The sequence below is a fragment of the Kribbella sp. NPDC058245 genome (assembly GCF_042882005.1).
Lineage (GTDB): Bacteria > Actinomycetota > Actinomycetes > Propionibacteriales > Kribbellaceae > Kribbella.
Genome location: NZ_JBHVWY010000011.1, coordinates 34,886 through 60,823 on the forward strand (window position 1 = coordinate 34,886; position 25,938 = coordinate 60,823).

Annotated in this window: 18 protein-coding genes; 11 read left to right on the plus strand and 7 right to left on the minus strand. The window is 67.3% G+C overall.

Annotated elements, in window-relative coordinates; all coding sequences use genetic code 11:
* Positions 1-2: 2 nt before the first annotated feature.
* Positions 3-803: an SDR family NAD(P)-dependent oxidoreductase gene (locus ACFVWG_RS24725; protein WP_391545759.1), complete on the plus strand. Its 801-nt coding sequence runs from the start codon at positions 3-5 to the stop codon at positions 801-803.
* Between the two features lie 8 nt (positions 804-811).
* On the plus strand, positions 812-2,215 hold the full coding sequence (locus tag ACFVWG_RS24730; RefSeq protein WP_391545760.1) for an amidase: 1,404 nt from the start codon (positions 812-814) through the stop codon (positions 2,213-2,215).
* Here the strand turns inward: ACFVWG_RS24730 and ACFVWG_RS24735 are convergent.
* Positions 2,212-3,255, minus strand: coding sequence for an alpha/beta fold hydrolase (locus tag ACFVWG_RS24735; RefSeq protein ID WP_391545761.1), 1,044 nt, complete (start codon positions 3,253-3,255; stop codon positions 2,212-2,214). The genes ACFVWG_RS24730 and ACFVWG_RS24735 overlap by 4 nt on opposite strands.
* A gap of 231 nt (positions 3,256-3,486) precedes the next feature.
* Positions 3,487-4,371 carry an NAD(P)-dependent oxidoreductase gene (locus tag ACFVWG_RS24740; protein ID WP_391545762.1) on the minus strand — a complete coding sequence of 295 codons (885 nt, stop codon included), beginning with the start codon at positions 4,369-4,371 and terminating at the stop codon, positions 3,487-3,489.
* Positions 4,372-4,478: 107 nt separating this feature from the next.
* Here ACFVWG_RS24740 and ACFVWG_RS24745 point away from each other — a divergent pair, with 107 nt between their 5' ends.
* Positions 4,479-4,859, plus strand: a complete 381-nt coding sequence (locus tag ACFVWG_RS24745) for a winged helix-turn-helix transcriptional regulator (protein WP_391545763.1) — start codon at positions 4,479-4,481, stop codon at positions 4,857-4,859.
* Between the two features lie 42 nt (positions 4,860-4,901).
* Entirely contained in the window at positions 4,902-6,758 is a 1,857-nt protein-coding gene (locus ACFVWG_RS24750) for a hypothetical protein (RefSeq protein ID WP_391545764.1), read from the plus strand.
* A 591-nt stretch (positions 6,759-7,349) separates the two neighbouring features.
* Here ACFVWG_RS24750 and ACFVWG_RS24755 read toward each other — a convergent pair.
* Positions 7,350-8,843, minus strand: coding sequence for an alpha-N-arabinofuranosidase (locus ACFVWG_RS24755; protein WP_391545765.1), 1,494 nt, complete (start codon positions 8,841-8,843; stop codon positions 7,350-7,352).
* A 152-nt stretch (positions 8,844-8,995) separates the two neighbouring features.
* Between ACFVWG_RS24755 and yicI the strand changes: the two genes are divergently transcribed.
* Positions 8,996-11,218 (plus strand): alpha-xylosidase, encoded by a 2,223-nt coding sequence (gene yicI, locus ACFVWG_RS24760; RefSeq protein ID WP_391545766.1) that lies wholly within the window; start codon positions 8,996-8,998, stop codon positions 11,216-11,218.
* On the opposite strand, the gene ACFVWG_RS24765 is transcribed toward yicI, so the two are convergent.
* Complete coding sequence (locus tag ACFVWG_RS24765; RefSeq protein ID WP_391545767.1) at positions 11,211-14,009, minus strand: glycoside hydrolase family 3 C-terminal domain-containing protein; 2,799 nt, start codon at positions 14,007-14,009, stop codon at positions 11,211-11,213. The two genes, yicI and ACFVWG_RS24765, sit on opposite strands and share 8 nt — an antisense overlap.
* A 171-nt stretch (positions 14,010-14,180) precedes the next feature.
* On the minus strand, positions 14,181-15,371 hold the full coding sequence (locus tag ACFVWG_RS24770; protein WP_391545768.1) for an ROK family protein: 1,191 nt from the start codon (positions 15,369-15,371) through the stop codon (positions 14,181-14,183).
* A 162-nt stretch (positions 15,372-15,533) separates the two neighbouring features.
* Here ACFVWG_RS24770 and ACFVWG_RS24775 point away from each other — a divergent pair, with 162 nt between their 5' ends.
* Genes ACFVWG_RS24775 through ACFVWG_RS24795 form a run of 5 tightly spaced genes read left to right on the plus strand, consistent with a single transcriptional unit; the run spans position 15,534 to position 23,265 of the window.
* Positions 15,534-17,201 (plus strand): extracellular solute-binding protein, encoded by a 1,668-nt coding sequence (locus tag ACFVWG_RS24775; RefSeq protein ID WP_391545769.1) that lies wholly within the window; start codon positions 15,534-15,536, stop codon positions 17,199-17,201.
* On the plus strand, positions 17,185-18,147 hold the full coding sequence (locus tag ACFVWG_RS24780) for an ABC transporter permease (RefSeq protein WP_391545770.1): 963 nt from the start codon (positions 17,185-17,187) through the stop codon (positions 18,145-18,147). Before ACFVWG_RS24775 ends, ACFVWG_RS24780 begins: the two co-directional genes overlap by 17 nt.
* On the plus strand, positions 18,144-19,109 hold the full coding sequence (locus ACFVWG_RS24785) for a carbohydrate ABC transporter permease (RefSeq protein ID WP_391545771.1): 966 nt from the start codon (positions 18,144-18,146) through the stop codon (positions 19,107-19,109). The genes ACFVWG_RS24780 and ACFVWG_RS24785 overlap by 4 nt, the downstream gene beginning before the upstream one ends.
* 8 nt (positions 19,110-19,117) lie before the next feature.
* Positions 19,118-21,313, plus strand: a complete 2,196-nt coding sequence (locus ACFVWG_RS24790; RefSeq protein ID WP_391545772.1) for a carbohydrate-binding protein — start codon at positions 19,118-19,120, stop codon at positions 21,311-21,313.
* Positions 21,310-23,265 carry a beta-galactosidase gene (locus ACFVWG_RS24795; protein ID WP_391545773.1) on the plus strand — a complete coding sequence of 652 codons (1,956 nt, stop codon included), beginning with the start codon at positions 21,310-21,312 and terminating at the stop codon, positions 23,263-23,265. Before ACFVWG_RS24790 ends, ACFVWG_RS24795 begins: the two co-directional genes overlap by 4 nt.
* On the opposite strand, the gene ACFVWG_RS24800 is transcribed toward ACFVWG_RS24795, so the two are convergent.
* The gene (locus tag ACFVWG_RS24800) at positions 23,238-24,266 is read right to left on the minus strand and encodes a LacI family DNA-binding transcriptional regulator (protein ID WP_391545774.1); all 1,029 of its coding nucleotides are present in this window, start codon (positions 24,264-24,266) and stop codon (positions 23,238-23,240) included. The genes ACFVWG_RS24795 and ACFVWG_RS24800 overlap by 28 nt on opposite strands.
* Positions 24,267-24,558: 292 nt before the next feature.
* On the opposite strand from ACFVWG_RS24800, the gene ACFVWG_RS24805 reads away from it, so the two are divergent.
* Positions 24,559-25,266, plus strand: a complete 708-nt coding sequence (locus ACFVWG_RS24805; protein ID WP_391545775.1) for a hypothetical protein — start codon at positions 24,559-24,561, stop codon at positions 25,264-25,266.
* A 51-nt stretch (positions 25,267-25,317) separates the two neighbouring features.
* Here the strand turns inward: ACFVWG_RS24805 and ACFVWG_RS24810 are convergent, their stop codons facing one another.
* Complete coding sequence (locus ACFVWG_RS24810; RefSeq protein ID WP_391545776.1) at positions 25,318-25,923, minus strand: PadR family transcriptional regulator; 606 nt, start codon at positions 25,921-25,923, stop codon at positions 25,318-25,320.
* Between the last annotated feature and the right edge of the window lie 15 nt (positions 25,924-25,938).

Below are 25,938 nucleotides of genomic sequence, written 5' to 3' on the forward strand. Positions count from 1 at the left end.
CTGTGACGGACTACGCGAACCTCTTCCGCCTCGACGGCAAGCACGCCCTGGTGATCGGCGCCGGCAGCGGCATCGGCCGAGAGAGCGCTCTAGCTCTCTCCGCCCACGGTGCCCAGGTCACCTGCGCCGACCGCGATCTCACCGCGGCCGAGTCAACTGCGTCGACCCGAGACCTCACCGTCGCCGGCGAACTCGGTACGCCGGACATCTCGGCGTACCAGCTGGATGTCCTTGACGACGACGCGATCACCCGAGCGGTCGCCGAACTCGATCCCGTCGATGTCCTGGTGTTCACCGCCGCGACCAACGTGCGGAAGCGGATTCTCGATTACACGATGGAGGAGTTCGACCGCGTCGTCTCCCTCAACCTGCGGGCGTCGTTCCAGCTGATCCGTGCCTTCGGCAAGCAGATGGCCGAGCGGGGGAGCGGCAGCATCATCGGCTTCAGCTCCATTCGCGGTACGACGGTCGAGCCCGGGCAGTCCGTGTACGCGGCCACCAAGGCCGGTCTCGTCCAACTGCTCCGCACCGCCGCCGCCGAACTCGGCCCGTCCGGAGTCCGCGCCAACGCGATCGCGCCCGGCGTCGTCGAGACACCGCTCACCGCGCAGATCAAGGCCAACCCAGCCTGGTACGACGCGTATGCCCAGAAGGGAGCGCTCTCCCGGTGGGCCCAGCCGAGTGAACTCGCCGGCGCCGTCGTCTACCTGGCCTCCGATGCCGCCAGCTTCGTCACGGGCAGCGTCCTCGCCGTCGACGGCGGCTGGACCGCAGTCGACGGCCGCTTCGATCCCCCGAACTAGGAGCGTCTATGAGTCTCGCCGACCTGACCGCGACCGAGCTGCTGATCCGCTACCGAGAGCGCTCTCTGTCGCCCGTCGAGGTGATCGAAGACGTACTCGCCCGGGTCGACGAACTCGAACCACGCATCTGCGCGACCTACGCTCTCGACCCGGCCGGCGCCCGCGCCGCGGCTCACGAGTCCGAGGCCCGCTGGCGTGATGGCACGGCCGGCCGACTGGACGGCGTACCGGTCACTGTCAAAGAGAACATCGCCACCCGCGGAACCCCAGTCCCACAAGGGACCGCTGCTACCGAACTCATCCCCGCCGCCGAAGACGCACCCGCGGCTGCCCGCCTGCGCGAGGCCGGCGCGGTCATCTTCAGCAAGACGACGATGCCGGAGTACGGGATGCTCTCGTCCGGTGTCTCGACCTTCCACCACCTGACCCGCAACCCCTGGGACGTCTCGAAGACCGCTGGCGGTTCAAGCGCCGGAGCCGCAGCCGCCGCGGCCGCGGGGTACGGTCCGATCCACATCGGTACCGACATCGGCGGCTCGATCCGTCTCCCGGCCGGATGGTGCGGCCTCGTTGGCCTCAAACCAACCCATGGCCGGATCGCGGTCGGAAATCCCTACCCAGGAAGGGCGATCGGCCCGCTCACCCGTACTGCGGCCGACGCAGCACTGGCCTTGTCGGTCATGTCGGGCTACGACCCCCGCGACCACACGTCGTACCCGCCGGCACCGGACAACGCGACGTACGCCGAAACCTTCGAGAACGTGACGAGAACGCGAGGGAGCGCTCTCCGCGTTGCTCTCCTGCTGGATGCCGGACTGGGCCTCCCGGTTGATCCCGAGGTCGCCGCGGCCGTCTCCGCAGTCGCCGCCGTCCTCGAGAAGGCCGGCGCGATCGTCGAACCGATCGCCCCGATCATCACCCGCGAGATGCTCGACGGCCTCGACCGGTTCTGGCGGATCCGCTCCGCGACCGATATCGCCGCCCTCCCCGAAGAACGCCGAGCAAAGGTTCTCCCGCAGATCCGCGACTGGGTCTCCACCGCAGGTGAGCTGACCGGCTCCGACGTCTTCAACGGCTACAGCCAAATGGGTGCGATGGCCGCCGCGGTCACCACGGTCTTCACGTCGTACGACGTCATCCTGTCGCCGGTCGCACCGATCACCGCGTTCCCGGCCGAGCTCGCCTATCCCACCGACGACCCGGCCAAGCCCTTCGAGCACATCGCCTTCACCGTTCCCTACAACATGTCCGCCCACCCGGCGACCACAGTCAACGCTGGTTGGTCCACGAGCGGTCTCCCCATCGGCGCCCAGCTCGCCGTACCGCATCACCAGGACATGACTGCGTTGGCCCTCGCCGAGTACGCAGATAGCGCTCTCTCCGATCACCGCCCCTGGCCGACCGCGCTCTAGGGCATCTCGCTCGCCTCTGTCATGGCGACCGGTCGCACGCGGCGGATGAGCTCGTCGAGGAACTGCTCCGGCCGGGTGAACATCGCGAGATGCCCCGAGTGCTTGATCAGCGCGAACTCCTTGTGCGGCGCGGTGACCGCGTCGAAGTAGTCCTTGGCCGCGGACGTCGGTGTCACCGCGTCGCTGTCGCCTTGCAGGATGAAGAACGGTACGGCGAAATCCGTGCCGACGGCAGAGGCGTCGTACTGGGCGAAGGCTTCGCGCCATTGGCTTCCTGACTCGTCCATGCCCTTCATGATGTTCCCGAGGTCGCGCAGGGTGTGCTCCGACGAACCGATCATCGCCGGGAGGATGACGTCGGACAGCATGTTCGGGATCGCGGTGTCGGCCTTCACCGTCCAACGGTCCAGAGTGGTTGCCTGCCGCGCGGTCCAATGAGCACGCTCGGGGCCGATCGCCTCGAGGGCCTTGACGCCCTTGGTGTTTCCGGCGGCACGGAGCTTCTCCAGCGTCAGCCGATAGGACAGTGGGGTAGCGGCGGGGCCTGTGTTCTGGTCGGTCCCCACGTAGGCGTGCAGCAGATCGGGGCGGTGCCGCGCCATCGCCAGGCCGAAGCTACTTCCGACTGAGCTGGCCACCAGTACGACCTTGTCGTGGCCCAGGTGGGATCGGAGAAACTCGGCGACCTCGATGGCATCGCTCTCCAGCTGTTCCAGCGTCCACTCGCCCGCACTCAAAGGGCCGCTGCGGTCCCGGGTCTTCCCCGACCCGCGCTGGTCCCACTGGACCAGAGTGAAATGCCGCTCCCACGGCACAGTGAGCGCGTTGAAGATGGTGTGACCGCAGCCGGGGCCGCCGTGCAGGAAGAACAGGACCGGGTTGCGGCGGTCCTCGCCGCGGATGGTCAGCCACTGCTCGATACCGCCTACAGTGACGAACCGGCCCTCGTAGATGCCGTCGGGCGACTGCTCGGCCAGCCGCCGAGCGTTGCGGCGTCGAGTGGCTGATCGGGTCAGCAGGGAGGTGAGGATGCTGGTCATGGTGCTCCTTGGCGTGCGGCCTGGAGCGCGAAGGCCACCAGGGTCTGGGTGAACCTCTCTAGGCCTCGAGGGCGCTGATCAGTTGTTCGGCCGCCGTCGTCGCGCGCTCAGTGGCGGCCACGACGGTCGCGATCCGCTCACCGGAGTCCATCACCTGACTCTAGGTTGGCTGAACAAGATGATCGGGCGGTGTGGCACGAACCTGCCATTCGTGCTGACGGCCCGCCTGGGTCAGCGGCGCGGACCGCGGATTCCGTCGATGATGCGGGTCCAGTTGTCGCCGCCGTGCCCATCCTCGATCGCACGCAGGTAGTGCGCCTGCACCGCCTGGGGAAGCGCGAGGTCGATACCGGCCGCCGCGCTCGCGCCGACGATGTGATCGGCGGTCGCGCCCATCATGGTGATCGTGCTCAGGTCTCCAGGATGCTTGCCGGCGTCGATGTCCGCGCCAAGGTTCTCGGCACCCGCGGTCAGCATCTCCGGGATACCGCTGACCGACTGGAGTAGCTCCGGCACAGCCTCGGCCGCGGTCAGTCCCGCCGTACCGAGTAGTGCCGTTGCGTGCATCAGCGACGAAAGCGTCGTCAGGAAGACGTCGAGCTGAGCCTGGTACATCAGCTGTGCCAGACCTGGATCCGCGCCCAGATACCGCGGCGCACCGATCAGAGAGAGCGCTCCCCGGTGTTGCTCGAAGGCCGCACGAGGTCCGCTGTAGTAGACGTACGCCTGATCGGTCCCGACCATCGGCGCGGGGATCATCACTCCGCCGGTCAGGAACGTCGCCCCGTGCTTGGCCGCCCAGTCCGCGGCCGAGCGCGTGCGATCGGGAGTATCGGAGCTGAGGTTGACGATGGTGCGGCCGGCCAACGAACCGGCGGCAGGTTCCAGTACGTCGTACATCGCCTGGTAGTCGGTGAGGCTGAGGATCACGAGGTCGCCCGCCTCGAGAGCGCTCTCCGGGCTCGAGGCGAGAAGGGCGCCGTCGGCAACGACTCCGGCGGCACGGGAAGCGGTCCGGTTCCAGACGGTCACCGGGTGTCCGGCCGCGAGCAGCGAGCGGACCATGGCCTGTCCCATGGGGCCGAGGCCGATGAGCGTGACGGGAGTGCGGGGCATGAGGCTCCTTGGTTGTTCGGTGGTGGCACCATGCTCAGCTGACGCTTAGGATTCTGGAAGTACGCACTATTTTCTGCGGTACTTACTTTTTGGTGGGTGGGGTTCGGATGACCAAGTCGACCCGGCAAGGCCCGTACATCTGCGGTATCGACGCGGCGCTCGACGTCGTGAGCGGCAAGTGGAAGGGCCTGATCCTCTGGGAGCTCGACGCGCACGGCATCCGCCGGTTCGCCGAGCTGCGGCGCGGACTCCCCGGTGTGAGCGAGAAGATGCTGACCCAGCACCTGCGCGAGATGGAGCACGACGGCCTGGTGCTACGGACCGTGTACGCCGAGGTCCCGCCGCGGGTGGAGTATTCGCTCACCGACGACGGCCGCGCGCTCAACGCCGCCCTTGCACCGCTCGGTCGCTGGGGCTCGGCCCGGATCCGCAGCCAGGGGATCCCGATGGTCGATCACCAGGACGCCGCGGCCATGCCCCGCCCCTGATCTAGGCTCACCGCGTTCCCGCACAACGCTGGAGTGACAAGGATGGACCTCTATCGTTTCGAGCCGGCCAGTCGCACCGTCACGCCGCTCGGCCCAGCCGTCACCGGCACTCCACTCACCGGCGCCACGAACGACAACACAGCCAGCCGGTACGTCGTCACCCGCGGTCTCGCACCATGCGCCGTAGCCGAGATCGAGTCACCTGGCGAACCCCGCGTACGACGGCGAGTGAGCCTGCCGAACGGCCATGGCGGCTGGGGGATCGTGACCTCTGACGCAGCGGTGTTCGTCGGCACCTATCCAACAGCCCACGTGCACCGCTGGGATCCGCTCTCCGGCGCCGTCACCACCTTCGGCCGGCTCGGCGAGGAGGAGTTCGTCTTCCCCCTGGCCGTCGGTCCCGGCCACCGGCTCTACGCGGGAACCTACCCCGGCGGAAAGCTATTCGAGCTCGACGACGCCACCGGAACGGTCCGCGACCTGGGCCAGCCGTTGCCCACGGCAACCTATGTCCGCGCACTCGCCGCCGCCCCGGAGAGCCCGCTGATCCACATCGGCACCGGCTGCCCAGCAGGTCTTCTGACCGTGAATCCAGCCACGAGCGAGACGCAGCAACTGCCTATCCCTGAACTGGCCACCGAAGACTTCGTCTACGCCCTCGCGGTCACCGATGATCTCATTGCTCTAGGCACCGAACCCGGCGGCCTGCTGATCGTCATCGACCGGCAGACACCGCAAAACCAACAGGTCGCCGAAACCCACGAACGAACGATCGACACGATCGCCATTGACGGTCACATCGTCTGGTGCACCGCGAGGCCGAGCGGTTCCCTCTTCCGCTACGACACCGCCACCGGGCAACTCGATCGAGTCGGTACGCCACTGCCAGGTCAAGAGACCCGAAGCCTCACGGTGGACACCGACGGCGTGTCCGGAATCTCCGGCGGTGGCCAGTTCTGGCGCTGGTCAGGCCAGAGCGCAACCGTCCTCGACCTCGGTCAGCAAGGTCTCCCCGCCCACGTCGAGCCTCCACAATCTCTGTGCACACTAGAAAACGAGATCCTTGTCGGTGGCAACTTCGGCCTCTGCATCCATCGACCGACGGAGCGAACCATGCGCCGGTTCGTGGTCGACGGCGAACCCAAGGCGATGATCTCGACCGGTGACGCCGCCTACCTCGCCCTTTATCCCGGCGCCGGCATCTGCCGCTACGACCCCGAGACCCAGCAGATCACCCGGGTCGGCAAGATCGGAGGCCTCTCAAATCGCCCGCGCGACATCGCGTGGTCACCCGATCACGGCCTCGTCCTGGTCGTCACCCGCAACCAGTACGGCCATCGCGGCGGGGCACTCGCCGTCGTCACGACGGCGACCGGCGCGATCCAACGGTACGACGATCTCCTCGGAGATAACGCTCTCTCGTCTCTCGCACTCGATCCCAGCGACGCCGGAACGGTGATCATCGGCAGCGAAACGATCGCAGACGGGCTACCACTGCGAAGCGAGAACGCGATGATCGCCGAGTTCGATCTCGTCGAACGACGCCTCCTCTGGACCTGGCAGCCGCTGGACGAGGTCACGCAGTACACAAGCCTGGCCTGGCACCGAAACCTCCTGTACGGCGTCACCCGCGACGGCCGCCTGTTCGCTGCCACACCCGAAACCCGGCGTCTCGTCGCGCTCGGACACGTCGACGCGACCGAGCCGGGCCGATTGCTGTCCACAGGCGATCGCCTGTACCTCGCGACCGAAGATGCAGTCCTCCTGATCGAGCCGGATCTGGAGACCTCGACGATCCTGACCGGCCTGGCGAGTGAGTGGCACAACTCCCCACAACTCGCCGCGGACCCGAGCACCGGCGACCTCTACGTCTGCGGGGCCGGACCCAAAGCCGGTTAGCGGGTCGGCGGCGGTGTCAAGCAGCCCGCCTCGCGTGAACGTCCGAAAACTGAGGGCGTGGTCTCCGGATCTTCGGACGCCAGGTTCAGCGAACGCGGTTGGGTCAGGTTGGCCGAGAGCTGCTGGCTGTCGCGCTGCGGCTCCCCAAACCGGTTTGGGGAGAGTTTGCCCCGCCCGGAACGAGATCTGGGGAGGATCTACCCCCCGAATCGGTCCGATATCCTCCCCACACTGGTTGGACGCCGACCCGAATCCCCGGAACCGGTCTGGGGAGGCGGCCTCGGACCGCGCCGGTAGCTGGGGAGTCCTCACTGTCGTTTCGCTCCCCAACGACACACCAGCCAGCCAGGCACCCCTGATCCCTGACCGCCGCCCCCTCGACTACCGCCCGGCGTCGGCGCCGGTTACGTCCGAAGACACGCCGTACCAAGCCCGCAGGTCTCCGGTGACACCAAATCTGACCCACTGACTAACCGGCTTTGGGGTCGGGCCACAACTCGGGGTGCGGACATCCTGCGGGGACCGTGAACAGGTCATTACGTGTTCACGCTCACCGGTTCTTGTTCAAGGCCACAGCGAGCGGGCGGCGTACTAACTCAACGAGAGCGAGACGGTGACATAGGAGTGGGGCGGTAGCTCCAGCGCCAGGCCCGCCGGATGCGGGGTGATGTCCAGGAACGTCTGCGGGACAACGGCGTCCGGGTTGGCTGGGTCGTTGTGGGCCTGTGGTGTCTTGGCGGACAGGATGCGGGCGGTGTGACCTGACATCTGCCGGCCGCGGAGGTCGAGGATCACGGACTGGGACTCCTCAGCGTCCAGATTCGACAAGGAGATCAGCGCGGTGTCGTCCTTGGTCGAGGCCGACGCGGAGACCAGCCCGAGGCCGTCGCGGCTGGGAGCGTCAAGGAGGTGGACAGCCAGGCTGTCGGCGTCATGGTGTCCGGTGTTCATCTCGAAGACGTGGTACGTCGGAGTCCGCACCAAGGCCCCGGTGGCCGGGTCGGTGAGGATCATCGCCTGCAGGACGTTGACGGTCTGCGCGATGTTCGCCATCGTCAGTCGCGCGGCGTGCCGGTGGAAGGTGTCGAAGTGCAGGCTGGCGACCAGCGCGTCCCGGATGGTGTTCTGCTGGTACAGGAAGCCGGGATTGGTGCCCTCGGCAACGTTCCACCACGTGCCCCACTCATCGAGCACGAGGCCGACCTTGCCGCACGGGTCGAACATGTCCATCACCGTCGAGTGCCGGCGGAGCAGTTCATCGATCTTGCCGGCCTTCGCCAGAGTCGCGTAGTACTCGTCGAGGCTGAAGTCAGTGGCGTGACCCTTGTTCTCCCAGTCGCCGGCGATCGTGTAGTAGTGCAACGAGATCGCCTGCAGCGGTCCCTTGCCGCAGCCGCCGATCGTGCGCATCAGCGTCTCGGTCCAGGCGTAGTCGTCGGAGTTCGCGCCGGCGGCAACCCGGTAGAGCTTGTTGTCGCCGTGGTCGCGGCAGTAGGTCGCGTACTGCCGCGCCAGGTCGGCGTACGCCTCGGCGCGCATGTTGCCGCCGCATCCCCAGGACTCGTTGCCCACACCCCAGAACGGGATCCGCCACGGCTCGTCCCGGCCGTTGGCGCGACGCAGGTTCGTCATCGGCGAATCGCCGACGCCGGTCAGGTAGTCGACCCACTCGCGCATCTCGCGGACCGAACCCGAGCCGACGTTGCCGCTGATGTACGGATCAGCCCCGAGCAGTTCGCAGAGGTCGAGGAACTCGTGCGTACCGAAGCTGTTGTCCTCGACGACGTTGCCCCAGTGGGTGTTGACCATCGTCGGCCGCTGATCGCGCGGACCGACCCCGTCGCGCCAGTGGTACTCGTCGGCGAAGCAGCCGCCCGGCCAGCGCAGGTTCGGAATCTGTAGCGCACGCAGTGCCTCGACCACGTCGGTCCGGATACCGCGAACGTTCGGGATCGGGGAGTCTTCGCCGACCCAGAACCCGCCGTAGATGCAGCGTCCGAGGTGTTCGGCGAAGTGCCCGTAGAGATGGCGGCTGATCCGGGCTCCGGGCAGGTCGAGGTCGACAACCGCGCGCGTGGTGGTCACAAGTCAGTCCTCCGGTCGGGGATATGAACGCGGCAAGTATATCGATAAACCCAGCGCTGACGTCAGGCGTCGTCCGGCCCGCTCTTGACCCTCGATCGAGCCCGCACCTACATTCGTCGAAGCGCTTCGACAATCCGACGGGAAGGCCGCTGATGAAGTTCACCGATGGTTACTGGCAGTTGCGGCCCGGAGTGAGCCGGCTGTCTCCCGCCGGTGTCGAGAGCGTGGAGACAGGAGAGCGCTCCCTGACCGCCTTCGCGCCCGCGCGGCGCATCGACGGCCGGGGCGACACGTTGAACCAGCCGTTGTTCACGGTGACCCTCGACGCGCCCGCGGAGGGCGTCATCGGGGTCCGGATCGTGCATCACGCCGGCGGCGTTCCGGCCCGGCCGGTCTTCGAGTTACAGACCGACGACCTGCACCCGGTCAAGGTCGAGGTGGACGACACGACCGCACGACTCACCAGCGGAGACCTGACCGCCGTACTGGCGCTCGACGGCCCGTGGGATCTGCGTTTCGAGGATGGTCAGGGCGAGCTGACCGGCTCAGGTGCCAGGAGCATCGGGCTGATCACCGACGCGGACGGCAGGCAGTTCCTGCATGAGCAGTTGGCGCTGGGTGTCGGGGAGAGCATTTACGGACTCGGTGAGCGGTTCGGCCCGTTGGTGAAGAACGGTCAGGTCGTCGACATCTGGAACGCCGACGGCGGCACGTCGAGCGAGCAGGCGTACAAGAACGTGCCGTTCTACTCGAGCAGCCGAGGGTACGGCGTACTGGTGGACACTCCGGCACACGTGTCATTCGAGGTCGGCTCGGAGGTCGTGTCCCGCAACCAGTTCAGCGTCGAAGGTCAAGAACTGCGGTATCTGGTCTTCGCCGGCCCGACACCGAAAGACGTCCTGCGCCGCTACACGGGTCTCAGCGGCCGACCGGCGAGGGTGCCGGCCTGGTCGATGGGGTTGTGGCTGTCGACCTCGTTCACCACCGACTACAACGAGCCGACAGTCGCGTCCTTCGTCGACGGGATGGCTGAGCGGGATCTTCCGCTCAGCGTCTTCCACTTCGACTGCTTCTGGATGCGGCAATTCCACTGGTGCGATTTCGTCTGGGACCCGATCGCCTTCCCGGACCCGGCCGGCATGGTCCAGCGGCTCAAGGAGCGCGGCCTGCGGGTGAGCTTGTGGATCAATCCCTACATTGCTCAGCGGTCGGTGCTGTTCGAGGAGGGGCGCGAGCACGGCTACCTGCTCAAGCGCCCGGACGGTTCGGTCTGGCAGTGGGACAAATGGCAGGCCGGCATGGCGATCGTGGACTTCACCAACCCGGCCGCGACGGCGTGGTTCCGTTCGAAACTGCAGGCGCTCATCGATCTCGGAGTGGACTGTTTCAAGACCGACTTCGGTGAGCGGATCCCGACCGACGTCGGCTGGTACGACGGTTCCGATCCGGAGCGCATGCACAACTACTACCCACACCTCTATAACCAGGCGGTCTTCGACCTGCTGCGGGAGAACCGTGGTGACGGCGAAGCGGTCTTGTTCGCTCGCTCCGCCACGGCCGGCGGCCAGCAGTTCCCGGTTCACTGGGGCGGCGACTGCGAGTCGACGTTCGAGGCGATGGCCGAGTCGCTACGCGGCGGCCTGTCGCTGGCATCGTCCGGCTTCGGCTACTGGAGCCACGACATCGGTGGATTCGAAGGGACGCCAGACCCTGCGGTCTTCAAACGTTGGGTGCCGTTCGGCTTGCTGTCATCGCACTCGCGCCTGCACGGCTCCGGTTCGTACCGGGTGCCGTGGGCCTTCGACGACGAGGCGGTGACAGTCCTGCGCCGCTTCACCAAACTCAAGCTCTCACTGATGCCGTACCTCGCGGAGGTCGCCGAACAAGCGCATCAGTCCGGTACGCCGATGATGCGGCCGATGGTGCTGGAGTTCCCGGATGATCCCGCCGTCAGCCATCTCGATCGCCAGTACATGCTCGGCCCCGACATCCTCGTCGCACCGGTCCTGAGCGCCGACGGCGCGGTGACGTTCTACCTGCCGGAGGGTCGATGGACGAGCCTGCTCGACGGTACGGCGGTCAGCGGCGCGAGGTGGTTCACCCAGCAGCATGGCTTCGACACCCTGCCGGTTTACGTTCGCGAAGGTGCGATCCTGCCGATCGGTGCGGTCGACGACCGTCCGGAGTACGAGTGGGCCGACGGCGTCGAGCTGCGCTGGTATCAGCCCACGGACGGGGACGTCCGCCGGATCCGGTTGCCGCGGCCCGGCGGCGGTACGGCGGCTCTCGTGGAGCTGAGACTGACCGACGGCCAGCCGGTGGCCACAGTTGCCGAAGGCAACTGCGACCACCTCACCGTCACCGTCGTCAGCTGAAGGACAGCTCCTGCAGGAACACCCCGGCCTCGGCGAACACGACGTACAGCGTGTGGACGCCGGAGCCGGGGATCAGCGCAGTCGTGAGTTGCGTCCAGCTGTGCCGATGACCGGTCGGGTGGATCTCGACGCTGCCCAGGACAGGACCGTGGTACGGGTCGTCGAGCCGGAGCTCGATCGTTGCCGGCTTGGAGAGTTCGCTGGCCACAGAGACCCGGCACTCCGAAAGGCCGTCGCCGAAGTCGGTGTCTGCGAAGGCGAGCCACGCCCCTGGATGCTCCGACCGTACGGCGTCGCCGTGGCTGGGCTGGGCATCGGACAGCGTGACACCGCTGTACTCGTCGAACGAGGCAGCCGGTAGGGGAGTGACCAGTCCGCGGTCCGGGATCGGATCGCCCAGGACGTCGACCGGCGCACTGAGCCGGATGTCGGTGCAGGACCGTCCGATCAGGATGCTGTGCCGGGCCGGCTCGATCCAGTACTGATCCGTGGTCACGTCCCAGATCGCGAGCTCGGCGACCGGAACGGTCAGCTTTGCCTGCGCCGACTCACCAGGGTCGAGATCGAGGTGGCAGACAGCACGGAGACGGCGCAACGGTTGCTTGACGCGTGAGTTCTGTTGATGGGTGTACAGCTGGACGACTTCGTGCCCTGGCCGGAGGCCGGTGTTGGTCACCGTGCAGGTCACGTGCACCACGCCGTCCTTGGCGACTGCGGGCGAGTCGACCACCAGATCGCCGTACGCGAAGGTGGTGTAGCTGAGCCCGTGGCCGAAGGGGTAGAGCGGGCTGCCACGGAAGTACTGATACGTGGCGTCGCTGGTGATGATGTCGTAGTCGAGAAGATCGGGCAGATCCGCCTCGGACCGGTACCACGTCTGCGGCAGTCGGCCGGCTGGATCGACGACACCGAACAGGACGTCGGCGAGCGCATGGCCGTACTCCTGGCCGCCGTGCGCCGACCAGACGACCGCGGGCAGGTCGCGATCGGCCCACCCGACCGAGAACGGGTAGCTGCTCGACATCACCAGAACAGTCCGGGCGTTTCCGGCCTGGACAGCGCGGACCAGCCGCTCCTGTCCCGCCGGCAACTCCAGGCTGATCCGGTCCTCGGTCTCGCGCCCGTTCACCAACGGATGGTTGCCGACGACAACTACGGCGACGTCGGCGCGAGCAGCGGCCGCAGCAGCCAGTACGGCGCCGTCGGCGACTCGGGTGAAGTCGAACACGAAAGGCTCGTCCGCCGTGACGTCGATCCGCCCGTCGTCGTGTGTCGTGACGTAGCGACCGCTAGTGCGATGCCGGAGCAGGCACTTGCTGTCCTCGATCAGGACGAGTTCGAAGGTCTCGTTGACCACCCAGCTGTTGGGTCCCGGGTGATCGGCGCGCAAGGTTCCGTCGTCGGTCACCGTCAGGTAGCGACCGGTTCGGACTGAGCGCAGGGTGCAGACGCCGCCACCCCAATCGAAGAGGTCGAATCCAGCGCTCGACCTGGTCACGCCGACGACACCGTCCGCGGCTGCTTCGAGGGACATCCCCGCCGTACCGAATTGCACTCGGTCAGCACCTTCGCAGTACTCGACCGCGTCGGGGCCGAGGCGCTCGGTCAGCGCCTGCACGGCCGTCACCTGGTACGGCAGCGTGCCCGAATACCAGTCCTCCTGCAGGGTGTCGGCCAACGGCCCGAGCACCGCGATCCGCCGTACGTCGGTCGGCAGTGGCAGGAGGTCTTCGTTCTTGAGCAGCACGAAGGACTCTCGAGCCGCCTGCCTGGCCAGGTCCCGATGGGCCTGGCACCCGACGATGTCCGGTTCTGCCGCGGATTCTCCGGCCGGGTCGAATTCGCCGAGCCGGAACCGGAGTGTCAAGGCGCGTGCGGCCGCGCGATCGATGTCCTGCTGAGTGATCAGGCCACGCTCCAACGCCTCTTCGAGGAGCCGCGTGCTCGGACCGGCGTCGTTGTCGTCCTGGGTGAAGCTGTCGACCCCCGCGCGCAGCGCCGCCGCGTAGGCGATCGCTCCGTCAGCGCAGTAGCCCTGCAGGCCAAAGAGGTTCGCCGGTGCGCCCGCGTCGCTGACCACCAGCACGTCCTGATCGGACCAACCCCGCAGGACGTCGTTGATCAGCGGACTCAGGTGCGCCGGGCGGCCGTTGACGAGGTTGTACGACGGCATCACGGCCACCGCCGCACCGGCCCGCAAGGGCGCTTCGAAGGCCGGCAGCTCGTACTCCCACAGGACCCGGGCGGGCATGCTGCTCGAGGTCGTGCAGCGATCGGTCTCGTTGTTGTAGGCAAGGAAGTGCTTCAGGGTCGGTGCCGTCCGCAACGGTCCGGAGCCGTCGCCGCCCAGCCCAGAACCGAACGCGATCGCGAGCTCACCAGTCAGCCAGGGATCCTCGCTGTAGCCCTCCTCGTTGCGGCCCCAGCGGGGATCCCGCAGCGGGTTCACGACGGGCGCCCAGACGTTCAGCCCGACGGCCGCCGGATCCTTGGCGTGAAAGGCGCGCACCTCGGAACCGACCGCGACGCCGACGGCGTGCAGCAGATCGATGTTCCAGCTGGTCGCGAGGCCGACGGCCTGCGGGAAGACAGTGGCCGGACCGAGCCAGGCGACTCCGTGCAGGGCCTCCGTCCCGGTCCGGAAGGGGCCCACTCCCAGCCGGGGAACGGCCGCCTGGTGCTGATGGAGAAGCCCGAGCTTCTCGGCCGGCTCGAGCCGGGCCAGCAGGTCGGCGACCCGGTCGGCCACAGGGCGCTGCGGATCGCGGAACACGTCGTCTGACTGGGTCATCGGTTGTCGTCTCCGGGCGTTCGGTGGCTGTCGACGGCGGTCGAACAGAGTGCGTTTCGACGTCGTCGAAGCGCTTCGACAGTTCTGGAAGGGTCGCACTCCACGGCGGCCCGGTCAAGATCCGGGCGGCGGTCGAGGCGAAAGTTTTCGGTGCGGGAGGGCGGGGTGCGATCAGCCGGGGATACGGCCGGCGTCGAGCTGGTCCAGGGACCTGGCCACGGCGCCGATGGCGGTGATGTCATGGCCGAAGGTCGACAGTTCGACCGTGCAGCCGCCGGCCTGTGGTGCCAGCGCCTGCTCGGCCAGCTCCTTCTGGACCGCGGGCAGCAGCCAGTCGCCGAGGGTTGCGTAGTAGCCGCCGAGCACGATCAGTGCGGGATTGAGAACGTTTGCCAGCATCGCCACCCCCTGACCGAGCCAGCTGCCGGTCTCGAGGAGTGCCTTCACCGTCTCGCTGTCGCCGGCACTGGCCCGGGTCACGATCTGCTCGACCGCGAGCTGAAGGTCGTCGAGATCCGAGTCGTCGTACAGTCGGCGAACCAGCGCGGGGATACCGGCCATGGCCTCCAGGCAGCCCCGACGACCACAGCCACAGAGCGGTCCGTCTGGCGCGACCCGCAGATGGCCGACCTCACCGACGTACCCGAGGTTGCCTTGCAGGGCGCGGCCGTCGACGATGACTCCGGCCCCGAGACCGGTGTCTCCGGAGATCTGGATCAGGTTGTTCGTGCCGGCGAACGGGCCGTAGCGATACTCGGCCAGCGCGCTGAGGTTGGCGTCGTTGTCGACCGTCACCGGGAACGTGGGCTGGTTCAGTGCGTCCAGCAGCCGCGGCTTCAGGGCGTAGTCGCGCCAGCCGAGACCGGCAGCCAGTACGACGGTGCCGTCGCGATCGACGAGCCCGGGCACTCCGACGGTCAGTCCGAGGATCTGCCGGCCGGTGGCCTCGACCGCCGCGATCGCCCGGCGGGCCAGCGCGCTCGTCGCAGTCAGGGTCTTGTCTGGACCCGCGCCACGGCCCGGACCTGATCGGTGCCAGCGCAGGATCTGGTCGCCGGCGAGGTCGTAGGCGATCGCCGTCAGGCCGCGGGCGCTGATCTCCATCCCGATCGCGGCGTACGCCGATCCGTCGAGCTCGAGCAGCGTGGCCGGCCGTCCGACCCGGTTCTGGGTCTGCTCGGTCTCACGGATCAGCCGGCGGTCGATCAGGTCACCGACGATGTTGGTGATGGTCGCCTTGTTCAGGCCGGTGCCACCGGCGATGGCGGCGCGCGAGCAGGGGGCGTTGGCCCGCAGGAATCCCAGGACCGCGGACAGGTTGGTGGCGCGGACATCGCTGTAGTCGGCGGTGAGTGAGCTCAACGTGTGTCCGTTCGGAGTCGAGGGGCGGTCTGGGTGTGTTCAGTCTGGCATCTTGTCGCGGCCCGGCGCATCATCTACTTTGTTTGGCGTCAAGCCAAACTAACTCTAGCCCACCCAACGACAACTCGGAACGTCCGTCGTTCCCAGGAGAAGGGACTCACTGTGACCGGAACTGGAAGCAGCGGACCGAACCGCCGGAGTTTTCTCGCCCTCGTCGGAGCCGGTACGGCGGTAGTCGCCGGCGGCGCGTCCTTGACCGCCTGCTCGGACGGCGGTGGCGGTTCGACCACGGCCGGGCACGCCGAGGCCACCGACAAGCTGACCGGCCTCCTGCCGAAGTACACCGCCTACGAAGGGGTGAAGCCCGATCTGCCGGGTGAGGGCGGTGCTGCCCCCGGGTTCACGAAGTATCCGACCCAGCTCACGCGGGCGGTCGCCGAACCACCGGTGAAGAGCGGCAAGGAGGTCACGGCGATGACCCCGCTGTGGGCCCCGGCCCCGCCCGGACTGGGCAGCAACTCCTACTACGCCGCCAACAACGAGCGGATCGGCGCACCGGTTCGGTTCAACATCGTCAACGGGATCGACTACGGCGACAAGCTCGGCCCGCTGCTTGCGGCCGGCAACATCCCGGAGCTGCTCTGCATCCCGGGCTGGAACATCGGCGGGCTGACGCGATTCGGCCAGGCCGTGGACAAGCTCTTCGAGGACCTGACCCCACACCTTGCTGGTGACAAGGTTTCGCCGTACCCGATGCTTGCGAATCTGCCGACCTCGGCGTGGGCGTACGCGGTGTGGAACTCGCAGCTCAAGGCGGTCCCGTTCCCGTCCGACGGGATCCCGTGGCTGCTGTACTACCGCAAGGACCTGCTGGACAAGGTGGGTGCGCAGCCGCCGAAGACGATCGCGGATCTCGAGGCCCTGGGCAAGCAGTTGACCGATGCCAAGCGCAAGCAGTGGGCGTTCGGCTCGATCGCTGACGAGGTCCAGCGCGCGTACGGCGTGCCCGGCAACTGGCGCAAGGATTCCAGCGGCAAGCTGATCAACAAGATCGAGACGCCGGAGTTCGAGGAGGCCGTGGCCTTCGTCCGGAAGACGTTCCAGAACGGCTGGGTGCACCCCGAGGTGGTCGCGAACGCGAGCGCCGACCAGAAGCCGCTGTTCGAAGGCGGTCAGGTCCTGATCCGCCAGGACGGCACCGGGACCTGGGGCGAGACGCTGCAACGCCAGCAGGCAGTCGACCCGTCGTTCAAGATGGACGCGGTGCTGCCGTTCGCCCACGACGGTGGCACGCCGATCGTGTGGTCCGGTGATCCGGCCGGCATCTTCACCTTCGTCAAGAAGGGGCTGCCCGCCGACCGCATCGCGGAGCTGCTGGGCGTGCTGAACTACACCGCGGCGCCGTTCGGTACCGAGGAGAACCAGCTCTACAACTACGGTGTCGAGGGCAAGCACTACACCCGGCAGCCGTCCGGTGCGCCGAAGCTGACCCCGCTGGGCCAGAAGGAGATCGCGCCCACCTACATCTTCCTCGGTGGCCGCCCGCTGGCGATCACGACGAGCGAGTACCCCGGCTATGTCGAGTCGATGAGCGCCTTGCAGAACGCGATCGCGAAGGTCCGCGAGAAGAACCTCTTCGAGGGGATCCGGGTCGAGCAGCCGGCCAAGTTCGCCGCGCTGGCCCAGCCGTTCGACGACAAGGTGCAGGACATCTACCGCGGCCGCCGGCCGATGAGCGACCTGAAGGTCGCGGTCAAGGAGTGGCAGACCAAGGGCGGCGACGCCGGCCGCGACTTCTTCGCGAAGGTGCTCAGTGACAACGGTCGCTGAGTCCCGCCGCCGTTTCCGCCGCAGCAGCAGAGGCGGCGCCAACTGGCGGCAGCGGTTCCGCAAGGACTGGCCGCTGCTGCTGATGGTGTCGCCGGTGATCGTGCTGCTCGGGGTCTTCCACTACTTCCCGACCCTGGGCAACGTGATCGCCTTCCAGGACTATTCGCCGTACGCCGGGATCCGCGGCAGCGAGTGGATCGGGTTCGGTAACTTCGCACGGTTGTTCAGCGAGCCGGAGTTCTGGTCGGCCCTGCTCAACACGTTGACGATCACCGGCTTCCAGCTGGTGTTCTTCTTCCCGATCCCGATCTTCCTTGCCCTGTTGCTGAACAGCGTGCTCTCGGTGCGGGTGCGGACGATGATCCAGGGCGTGGCGTACCTGCCGCACTTCTTCTCGTGGGTGCTGGTCGTCTCGCTGTTCCAGCAGATGCTGGGCGGCTCGGGTCTGCTCGCGCAAACGCTGCGCACCCACGGGCACGGCGCGTTCGACCTGATGACGAACCCGGACACCTTCCTGCTGCTGGTCACCTCGCAAGCGGTCTGGAAGGACGCAGGGTGGGGGATGATCGTCTTCCTCGCCGCGCTCAGCACCATCAACCCGGCGCTGTACGAAGCAGCGGCGGCCGACGGTGCCAATCGATGGCGGCGGCTGTGGCACATCACGCTGCCCGGCCTGCGCCCGGTGATCGTGCTGTTGCTGATTCTCCGGCTCGGTGACGCGCTCAGCGTCGGCTTCGAGCAGTTCATCCTGCAGCGGGCCGCTGTCGGCGCCGAGGTGTCGGAGGTGCTGGACACCTACGTGTACTACCAGGGCCTGCTGGTCGGCGACTTCGGGTACGGCGCGGCCGCCGGCCTGTTCAAGGGAGTCGTGGGACTCGTGCTGATCCTGGTCGCCAATCGATTCGCCCACATGATGGGTGAGCAGGGGGTGTATTCGCGGTCATGACGTCTCAGAATCTGACGATCCCCAGCCGGCTGGCCCGGCGTCGCGCCGCCGCCGTGGAGAACGAGCGCCCGGCCTGGGAGGAACCGCCGTCGGTTCCCGGCCGGATCAGCAAGGGCGTGATCCTCGGGCTGGTCGTGCTGGCCGTGACTTTCCCCTTGTACGTCGTGGTCGTGACCAGCCTGTCGAGTACCGAAGCGGTCACCCGGGCCGGCGGTCTGGTGGTCGTCCCGCGTGAACTGACCCTGTCGGCGTACGTCCAGTTGCTGTCCGGGGGAGTGGTCACCAAGGCCCTGCTGGTCAGCATCGGGATCACCGTGGTGGGAACGCTGTTCAGCCTGGCGATCACGGTGCTGTCGGCGTACGGGTTGTCGCGGCCGGGGTCGTTGCTGCATCGTCCTTTGTTGTTCGTGGTGCTGCTGACGTTCCTGTTCGGACCGGGCATCATCCCCAGCTACCTGCTCGTCAGCTCGTTCGGGCTGATCGACAGTTATGCCTCGCTGATTCTTCCGACGGCGATCTCGGCGTTCAACCTGATCGTGATGCGGTCGTTCTTCATGGGCATCCCCGGCGAGCTGATCGACAGTGCCCGGGTGGACGGCGCCAGTGAGTTCGGGATCCTGACCCGGATCGTGATGCCGCTGTCCAAGGCAGTGGTGGCGGTGGTCGGGCTGTTCTACGCGGTCAGCTACTGGAACGCCTTCTTCAACGCCTTGCTCTACCTGAACGACAACAACAAGTGGCCGCTGCAGCTCGTCCTGCGGACCTACATCGTCCAGGCCCAGCAGTTGCCGTCCGGGGCCGGTGGGATCGCGGCGTCGCCGGGAATGAACCTGGCGCCCGCACCGACGCTGGCGATCAAGATGGCGATCGTCGTGATCGCCGTCGTGCCGGTGCTGCTGGCCTATCCGTTCATCCAGCGGCACTTCACCAAGGGCGTCATCATCGGCGCGGTCAAGGGGTGATTCGAACCATGGATCTGAAGCGAAGGAACTTCCTGGCGCTGAGCGCCGGAGCCGCCGCTGTCGCTGTCGCTGCCACGGCGCAACCCGCTCTTGCGGCGCCGAGTCACCGGGAGCGCTATCGCTGGCGCAACGTGGAGATCGTCGGCGGTGGATTCGTCACCGGCATCATCCATCACCCGGCCGAGCGCGGCCTGGTGTATCTGCGCACCGACATCGGTGGGGCGGCGCGGCTGGACCAGCGCACCCAGCGCTGGGTCCAGTTGCTGAACTGGGTGGGCTTGGAGGAGTGGAGCCTGACCGGCGTCGAGAGCCTGGCCCTCGATCCGGCCGACCCGCGGCGGCTGTATCTCGCGGTCGGGACCTATACCAACGAGTGGTCCCCGATCAACGGGGCGATCCTGCGTTCGAGCGATCGGGGCCGGACGTTCGAACGTACGGATCTGCCGTTCAAACTCGGTGGCAACGAGCCCGGGCGCTCGATGGGCGAACGGCTCGCGGTGGATCCGCGCGACGGTCGCGTCCTCTACTTCGGGACCCGCAACCAGGGCTTGTGGCGCAGCACCGATCGCGGCGTCACGTGGGCTCGCGTCGACAGCTTCCCAAGCACCGGTACGGCGGGGATCGGGCTCGGCTTCGTCCTCTTCGACCCTCGCGGCGCGCGTCGTGGTCGCCCGACGCCGACCCTCTACGTGGGTGGTTCCGATCCAGCTGCGCCGCTGTACCGCAGTGACGACGCAGGCCTTACCTGGCAGCCGGTCGCCGGGCAGCCGACCGGTCTGATGCCGCATCACGGTGAGCTCGGTCCGGACGGCTGTCTCTACGTGACCTATGGGGACTTGCCGGGGCCGTACGAGATGCACGACGGGGCCGTCCACAAACTCGATACCAAGACCGGAACGTGGACCGACATCACACCGCTGCGGCCGAACACCGGCGGCGAGGCTGGATTCGGGTACGCCGGTCTCTCCCTCGACCCGCGCCGGCCCGGTGTCGTCATGGTCTCGACGATGAGCCGGTGGGGACCCGTCGACGACGTCTTCCGCTCGATCGACGGCGGCGCGACGTGGCACTCGATTGCCGAGCACCTCGAGCTGGACGTGTCCGGAGCGCCGTACCTGACCTTCCACCAAGAGAAAGCCAAGCTGGGTTGGATGATCGGCGACATCTCGATCGATCCGTTCGACTCGGACAAGGTCATGTACGTGACCGGGGCAACGGTGTTTGGCACCGACGACGTGACGAACGCCGAGCGTGGACTCAGTACGCACTGGTCGGTCCGGGCTCAAGGGCTCGAGGAGACTGCGGTGCTGGACCTGATCAGCCCGCCGTGGGGACCGCCGTTGATCAGTGCGCTTGGCGACATCGGTGTCTATCGGCACGACCGGCTGGACGTCGTACCGGCGGATGGTCAGGCGGCGAACCCGGTCAGCGGCACGTCTCCGAGTCTTGACTACGCCGCTCGGACGCCGGGTTTCGTTGTCCGGCTGGCGAATGCCGGGGCGGGGGAGCGGGGCGCGATCTCGGTGGATGCCGGCAAGACGTGGGCGCCGTTCCCCGGGGAGCCCGCGGGGCTGGCCCAGACCGGGAAGGTTGCCGTTAGCACCGATGCGCGAACGCTGGTCTGGGTTCCGGGGGACATCGTGCCGCACTTCTCCCGGGATCGGGGCGCTACCTGGTCGCCAGTTGAAGGGTTGCCGAAGGACATTGCCGTAGTGGGCGACCGCGTTGACCCGTTGTTGTTCATCGCAGTTGCGGCCGCGACCGGGACGGCGTACCGGAGTGTCGACGGTGGGCGGACTTTCGTGCAGACGGCAACGGGTCTGGTGCTGTCGCAGGCCAAGCTGGAGACCGTTCTGGATCGAGCTGGTCACTGCTGGCTCGCGGGTGGGAGCGGTGGTCTGTATCGCTCGACCGACGGCGGTCTGACCTTCACTCGGTTGACCACGGTCGACGAGGCCCTGACCATCGGGTTCGGCAAGGCTCGACCGGGTTGCTCGCACATGGCGGCGTACACGTCGGCGAAGGTGGCCGGCCAGTGGGGCATCTACCGGTCCGACGACAGCGGCGCTACCTGGATCCGGGTCAACGACGATCAGCATCAGTACGCCTCGACCAACGATGCGATCACGGGTGATCCGCGCGTGTACGGCCGGGTTTACGTGTCCACGAACGGACTTGGGATTCCTTACGGAGAGCTGTGGTGACGAAGGCGATGTACTTCGGCGGCGACTACAACCCCGAGCAGTGGTCGCCGGAGACCTGGAAGGAGGACGCCGAGCTGATGCAGTGGGCCGGGGTGAACCTGGCCACGGTCGGCGTCTTCTCCTGGTCGAATCTCGAGCCGCGTCCCGGGCAGTACGAGTTCGGCTGGCTCGACACCGTGCTGGACCTGCTCGCCGACCACGGTGTCGGTGTGGACCTGGCGACGCCGACCGCGTCGCCACCGCCTTGGTTCAGCCTGAAACACCCGGAGGCACTCACGGTCACGGCATCCGGGACGAGGCTGACTCATGGCAGCCGTGACACGTACTGCGTCTGTTCGCCGGCCTACCGCGAGGCGGCCGCGCGGATCTGCGGTGTGCTCGCCGACCGGTACGCCGATCATCCGGCGCTGACGATGTGGCACGTCCACAACGAGTACGGCACGATGTGTTTCTGCGACCAGGCCGCGGCTGCTTTCCGGACCTGGCTCGTGCGCCGGTATGGCGGTTTGGACGCGCTCAACGCCGCGTGGACGACGTCGTTCTGGAGCCAGCGGTACTCCGACTGGGCCGAGGTGATGCCGCCCCGCGCGACGCAGTACCTGGTCAATCCCGCACAGTACGTCGACTACCGGCGGTTCTGGTCGGACGAGCTGCTCGCGGCCTTCAAGGAACAGCAGACGATCCTTCGGGCGGCGACACGCGACCTACCGGTGACGACCAACTTCGTCTTCGGCGGTTGGGTGCCGGTCGATCACAGCCAGTGGGCCGACGTGGTCGATCTCGTTGCCATCGACAACTACCCGTCCGGGACCGGTCTGGAACCTGAAGAGCAGACCGCCTTCGCGGCGGACCAAGCCAGGGGATGGGCGCGGCGTGGTGAGTGGCTGCTGATGGAGCAGGCTCCTGGCGCCATCAACGACGGAAAGCGGCTGCGCACCAAGGAACAGGGCCGGATGACCCGGATGAGTCTGTCGCACGTCGCCCGTGGGTCGCGTGGTGCGCTGTTCTTCCAGTGGCGGGCCTCGGCCGGTGGGGCCGAACAGTTCCATCCCGGCATGGTCCCGCACGCCGGCCAGGAGTCTCGGCGCTTCCTGGAGACCTGCGAGCTCGGCAGTCTCCTGGGTCGGCTCGGCGAGGTGAGCGGCAGCGAGGTCGACGCAGAGGTCGCCGTGCTCTGGGACAGCGCGGCCTGGTGGGCAATGCAGGGGACGCACCTTCCGTCTTCCGACCTCGATTACCTGGAGGCGGTTCGCTCCGCGCATCGGCAGTTCTGGCGGGCCGGGATCGGGACCGACGTCATTCATCCGGGGGCGGACCTGACGCCGTACCGGCTGGTCGTCGTTCCTTCGCTGTATTTGGTCGACCCGGCTCATGCGGCCGCGTTGCGGGAATACGTCGCGGCCGGCGGGCATGTGCTGGTGACCTATTTCAGTGGAATTGTGGACCCGAACTGCCAGGTCTTTCTCGATGGCTACCCCGGTGCATTCCGCGAGCTGCTCGGAATCCGGGTCGAGGAGTTCTATCCGGTCGCCGAGACCGAACTCGTCGACGCCGGAAAAGGGCGGTGGTGGAGCGAACAGGTCGATCCGGAGGGCGCGGAAGTAGTGGACGTCTATGCCACCGGGCCGCTGGCCGGGGAGCCGGCGATCACCCGGAACTCGTTCGGCGGCGGAGTGGCCTGGTACGTCTCGACCCAGCTCGCGGACCCCGGGTACCGGCTGCTCGTCGAGACGGTCTGCCAGGGGGCCGGCATCGCGGTGCCTCACCTGCCGGATGGTGTCGAGATGGTTCGCCGCCGACGGGCTGAGACGACGTGGACCTTCCTGCTGAACCACGGCGCCGCCGCGGCCACGATCGAGATCGAAGGGCACGACCTCGTCAGCGGGCAGCCGGTCGATCGAGCGGTGACGCTGCCGCCGGGAGGTCAGGCGGTGGTGGAGGGATCTGGCTGAGGCGCGGGGCCGCTGCTCGCTCGCGCGGTGAGGACGGCGGGGACGAGCGTTCCCGCCGGCGGGGCGAGCCCGTCGAGCTTGCTGATCAGCAGCTCCACTGCCTGCTGCCCGATCTCGTCGGCCGGAATCGCGACCGACGACAGCTTCGGGCGCTGCGCCTCCGCGACGTCGTCGGCGCAGATGGCCAGGATCGACATGTCCTCCGGTACGCGCCGGCCGAGGCTGCGCAGGACATCGAGCAGCGGGCCGATGATTGGCTCGTTCTGAACCACCAGGCCAGTCAGGTTGGGCTCCTCGCGCAGGAGTTGCTCGACCGTCGCCAGGACCGCCTCATGGGTGGCCTCACAAGGTGTCTCCACACCGTGGACGCCCCTGCGGTCGACGCCCGCGCGGAATCCTTCCCGCGTGCGGTGGGCGAATCCGGTCTGCCGTTCGTACACGGCGGACGGCGTCCCGAGCAGGGCGATCTGCTGATGACCGAGGTCGGCGAGGTGGTCGACGCAGAGCTCGGCGGCCCGGACGAAGTCCAGGTCGATACAGGTAAGACCTTCGGCGTCGAGCGGGAAGCCGATCAGGATCGATGGCAGATCAAGCGCGCGCAGCAGCGGCACCCGCTCGTCGTACAGCTCGATGTCCATCACCACGACCGCGTCGACCAGGGCGCTCTGCTGGACCCGCTCCAGACCGGTCGCGCCTTCGTCGGCGGTCAGCAGGAGGACGTCGTGGTCGTACCGGCGGGCTGTCGTCACGACCGCGGTCGCGAACTGCATCATCACCGGTACGTGCATCCCGGCGCGCAGGGGGATGACCAGGGCCAGCACGTTGGAGCGGTTCGAGGCCAGGGCCCGGGCGCTCGCATTCGGGCGATAGCCAAGGGCGTCGACGCTCGCGTGCACGCGTTGGCGTGTCTCGGGGGAGATGGATCGCTTCCCACTGAGAACATAGGACACGGTGCTGGCAGCGACGCCCGCGTGCTGAGCGACGTCGGCGATGGTCACCATGGCCCTACCTCCGGGATGACTTAGGCAGTCGAAGCGCTTCGACGATACCACTGTGGTGATTTCCCCGGGCGGCGTCAAGAGTTCGCTCGCCGAGATATTGACCCGGTACTGCGCGCATTGCATAGTGATGGCGATCACCGGGGAATGTATCCCGGTGGTTCTGTCGAATTCGAATCGAATTCGACATTATTGATCCCTGGAGTCGGCGGCGGGTCCCTCCCGCTTTTTTTCGAAGCATTATCGAAGCGCTTCGATTCCTGTCGCCGACGCCCACTCCGAGAAGGGGAACATCATGATGAAGAGAGCTTTCACGACTCCGTCGAAGGCGGTCGTGGCGCTGGTGACGCTGCTGGCCGCACTGCTCGCCTCGGCCCTGCCGGCCCATGCGGCCGCGTGGTCGTCGAGCGACAAGTTCGGCACCTGGTCGAACGGCGGCTACACGGTCCGCAACGATGTCTGGGGCGGCGGTGCAGGGCCGCAGTCCATCTGGGCGAACTCCTACAGCAACTGGGGAGTGAACGCCAACCACCCCAACACCGGTGGGGTGAAGGCCTATCCGCACTCGGCCCGCAACGTCGGCAAGCGGATCAGTTCGCTCGGCAGCCTGACCAGCAACTTCAACGTCTCCAGGCCGGGCAGTGGCGCCTACACCAGCGCCTACGACATCTGGGCGGACGGATCCAACTACGAGATCATGCTCTGGATGAACAAGCAGGGCGCTGTCGGTCCGATCGGCTCTCGCCAGACCTCGGCCTCGGTCGGCGGCCACAGCTGGGACGTCTACAAGGGCTCGAACGGCTCCAACGCGGTCTTCTCCTTCGTCCGTACCGGCAACACCAACTCGGGTTCGGTCGACATCAAGGCCGTCCTCAACTGGATCCGTAGTCAGGGCTGGATGGGTGACGCGACCGTCGCCGAGGTCCAGTTCGGCTTCGAGATCACCTCGTCCAGCGGTGGCCTCAACTTCACCAGCAACAGCTACTCGGTCAACTACTCCTGACCCCGACCCCTGGCGAGGCGCTGCCTTTTCGGCAGCGCCTCGTCGTCCTGTTCAGCTAGGGACGTTCGTGCTCGGGCGGAGCGCGGCCTCCCAGGTCAGGACGCCGCTGCGGAGATCTTCGAGCAGCGCATCGATCCAGCGCAGCTCGGCGTCGGTGATCGCCCGCTGGTACTCGGTCTCGACCAGGACCACGCGAGGTACCGGAGCGCCTTCGTACTCCGAGGCGAGCTCGGTGTCGAGCGCCGCGATCCGCCGGGTGAGCCGCTCGCGCCTGTCCACGAAGAGCCCCGTCGCGGCCTCCGGGGTCAGCAGCATCAAGAACGACAACGCCGCCGGAAACTCGGGGAACTCGTTGCGGGGGGTGGACACGATCTCGGCGAGCCACTCGCGCGAGGCCGTCCGGCCCCGGTTGGTCAGCTGGTAGGTCGTGCGCTCGGGATACCGCTCGTCGCGCTCGGTGTCGCCGACGGCGATCAAGCCGGCCTCCTCGAGCCGGGCGATCATCCGGTAGAGGCTGGTGCGCTGGCCGACGTTGACCACCTGGTCCTTGCCCCATTGCTTGATCAGCCGCTGGATGCCGTACGGATGCAGCGGCCCGTTCTCCAGCAGGCCGAGGATCGCGAGCGCCAGCGGTGAACGGCGGAAGGTCGGCTCCATGAGGATAGTCTAGAG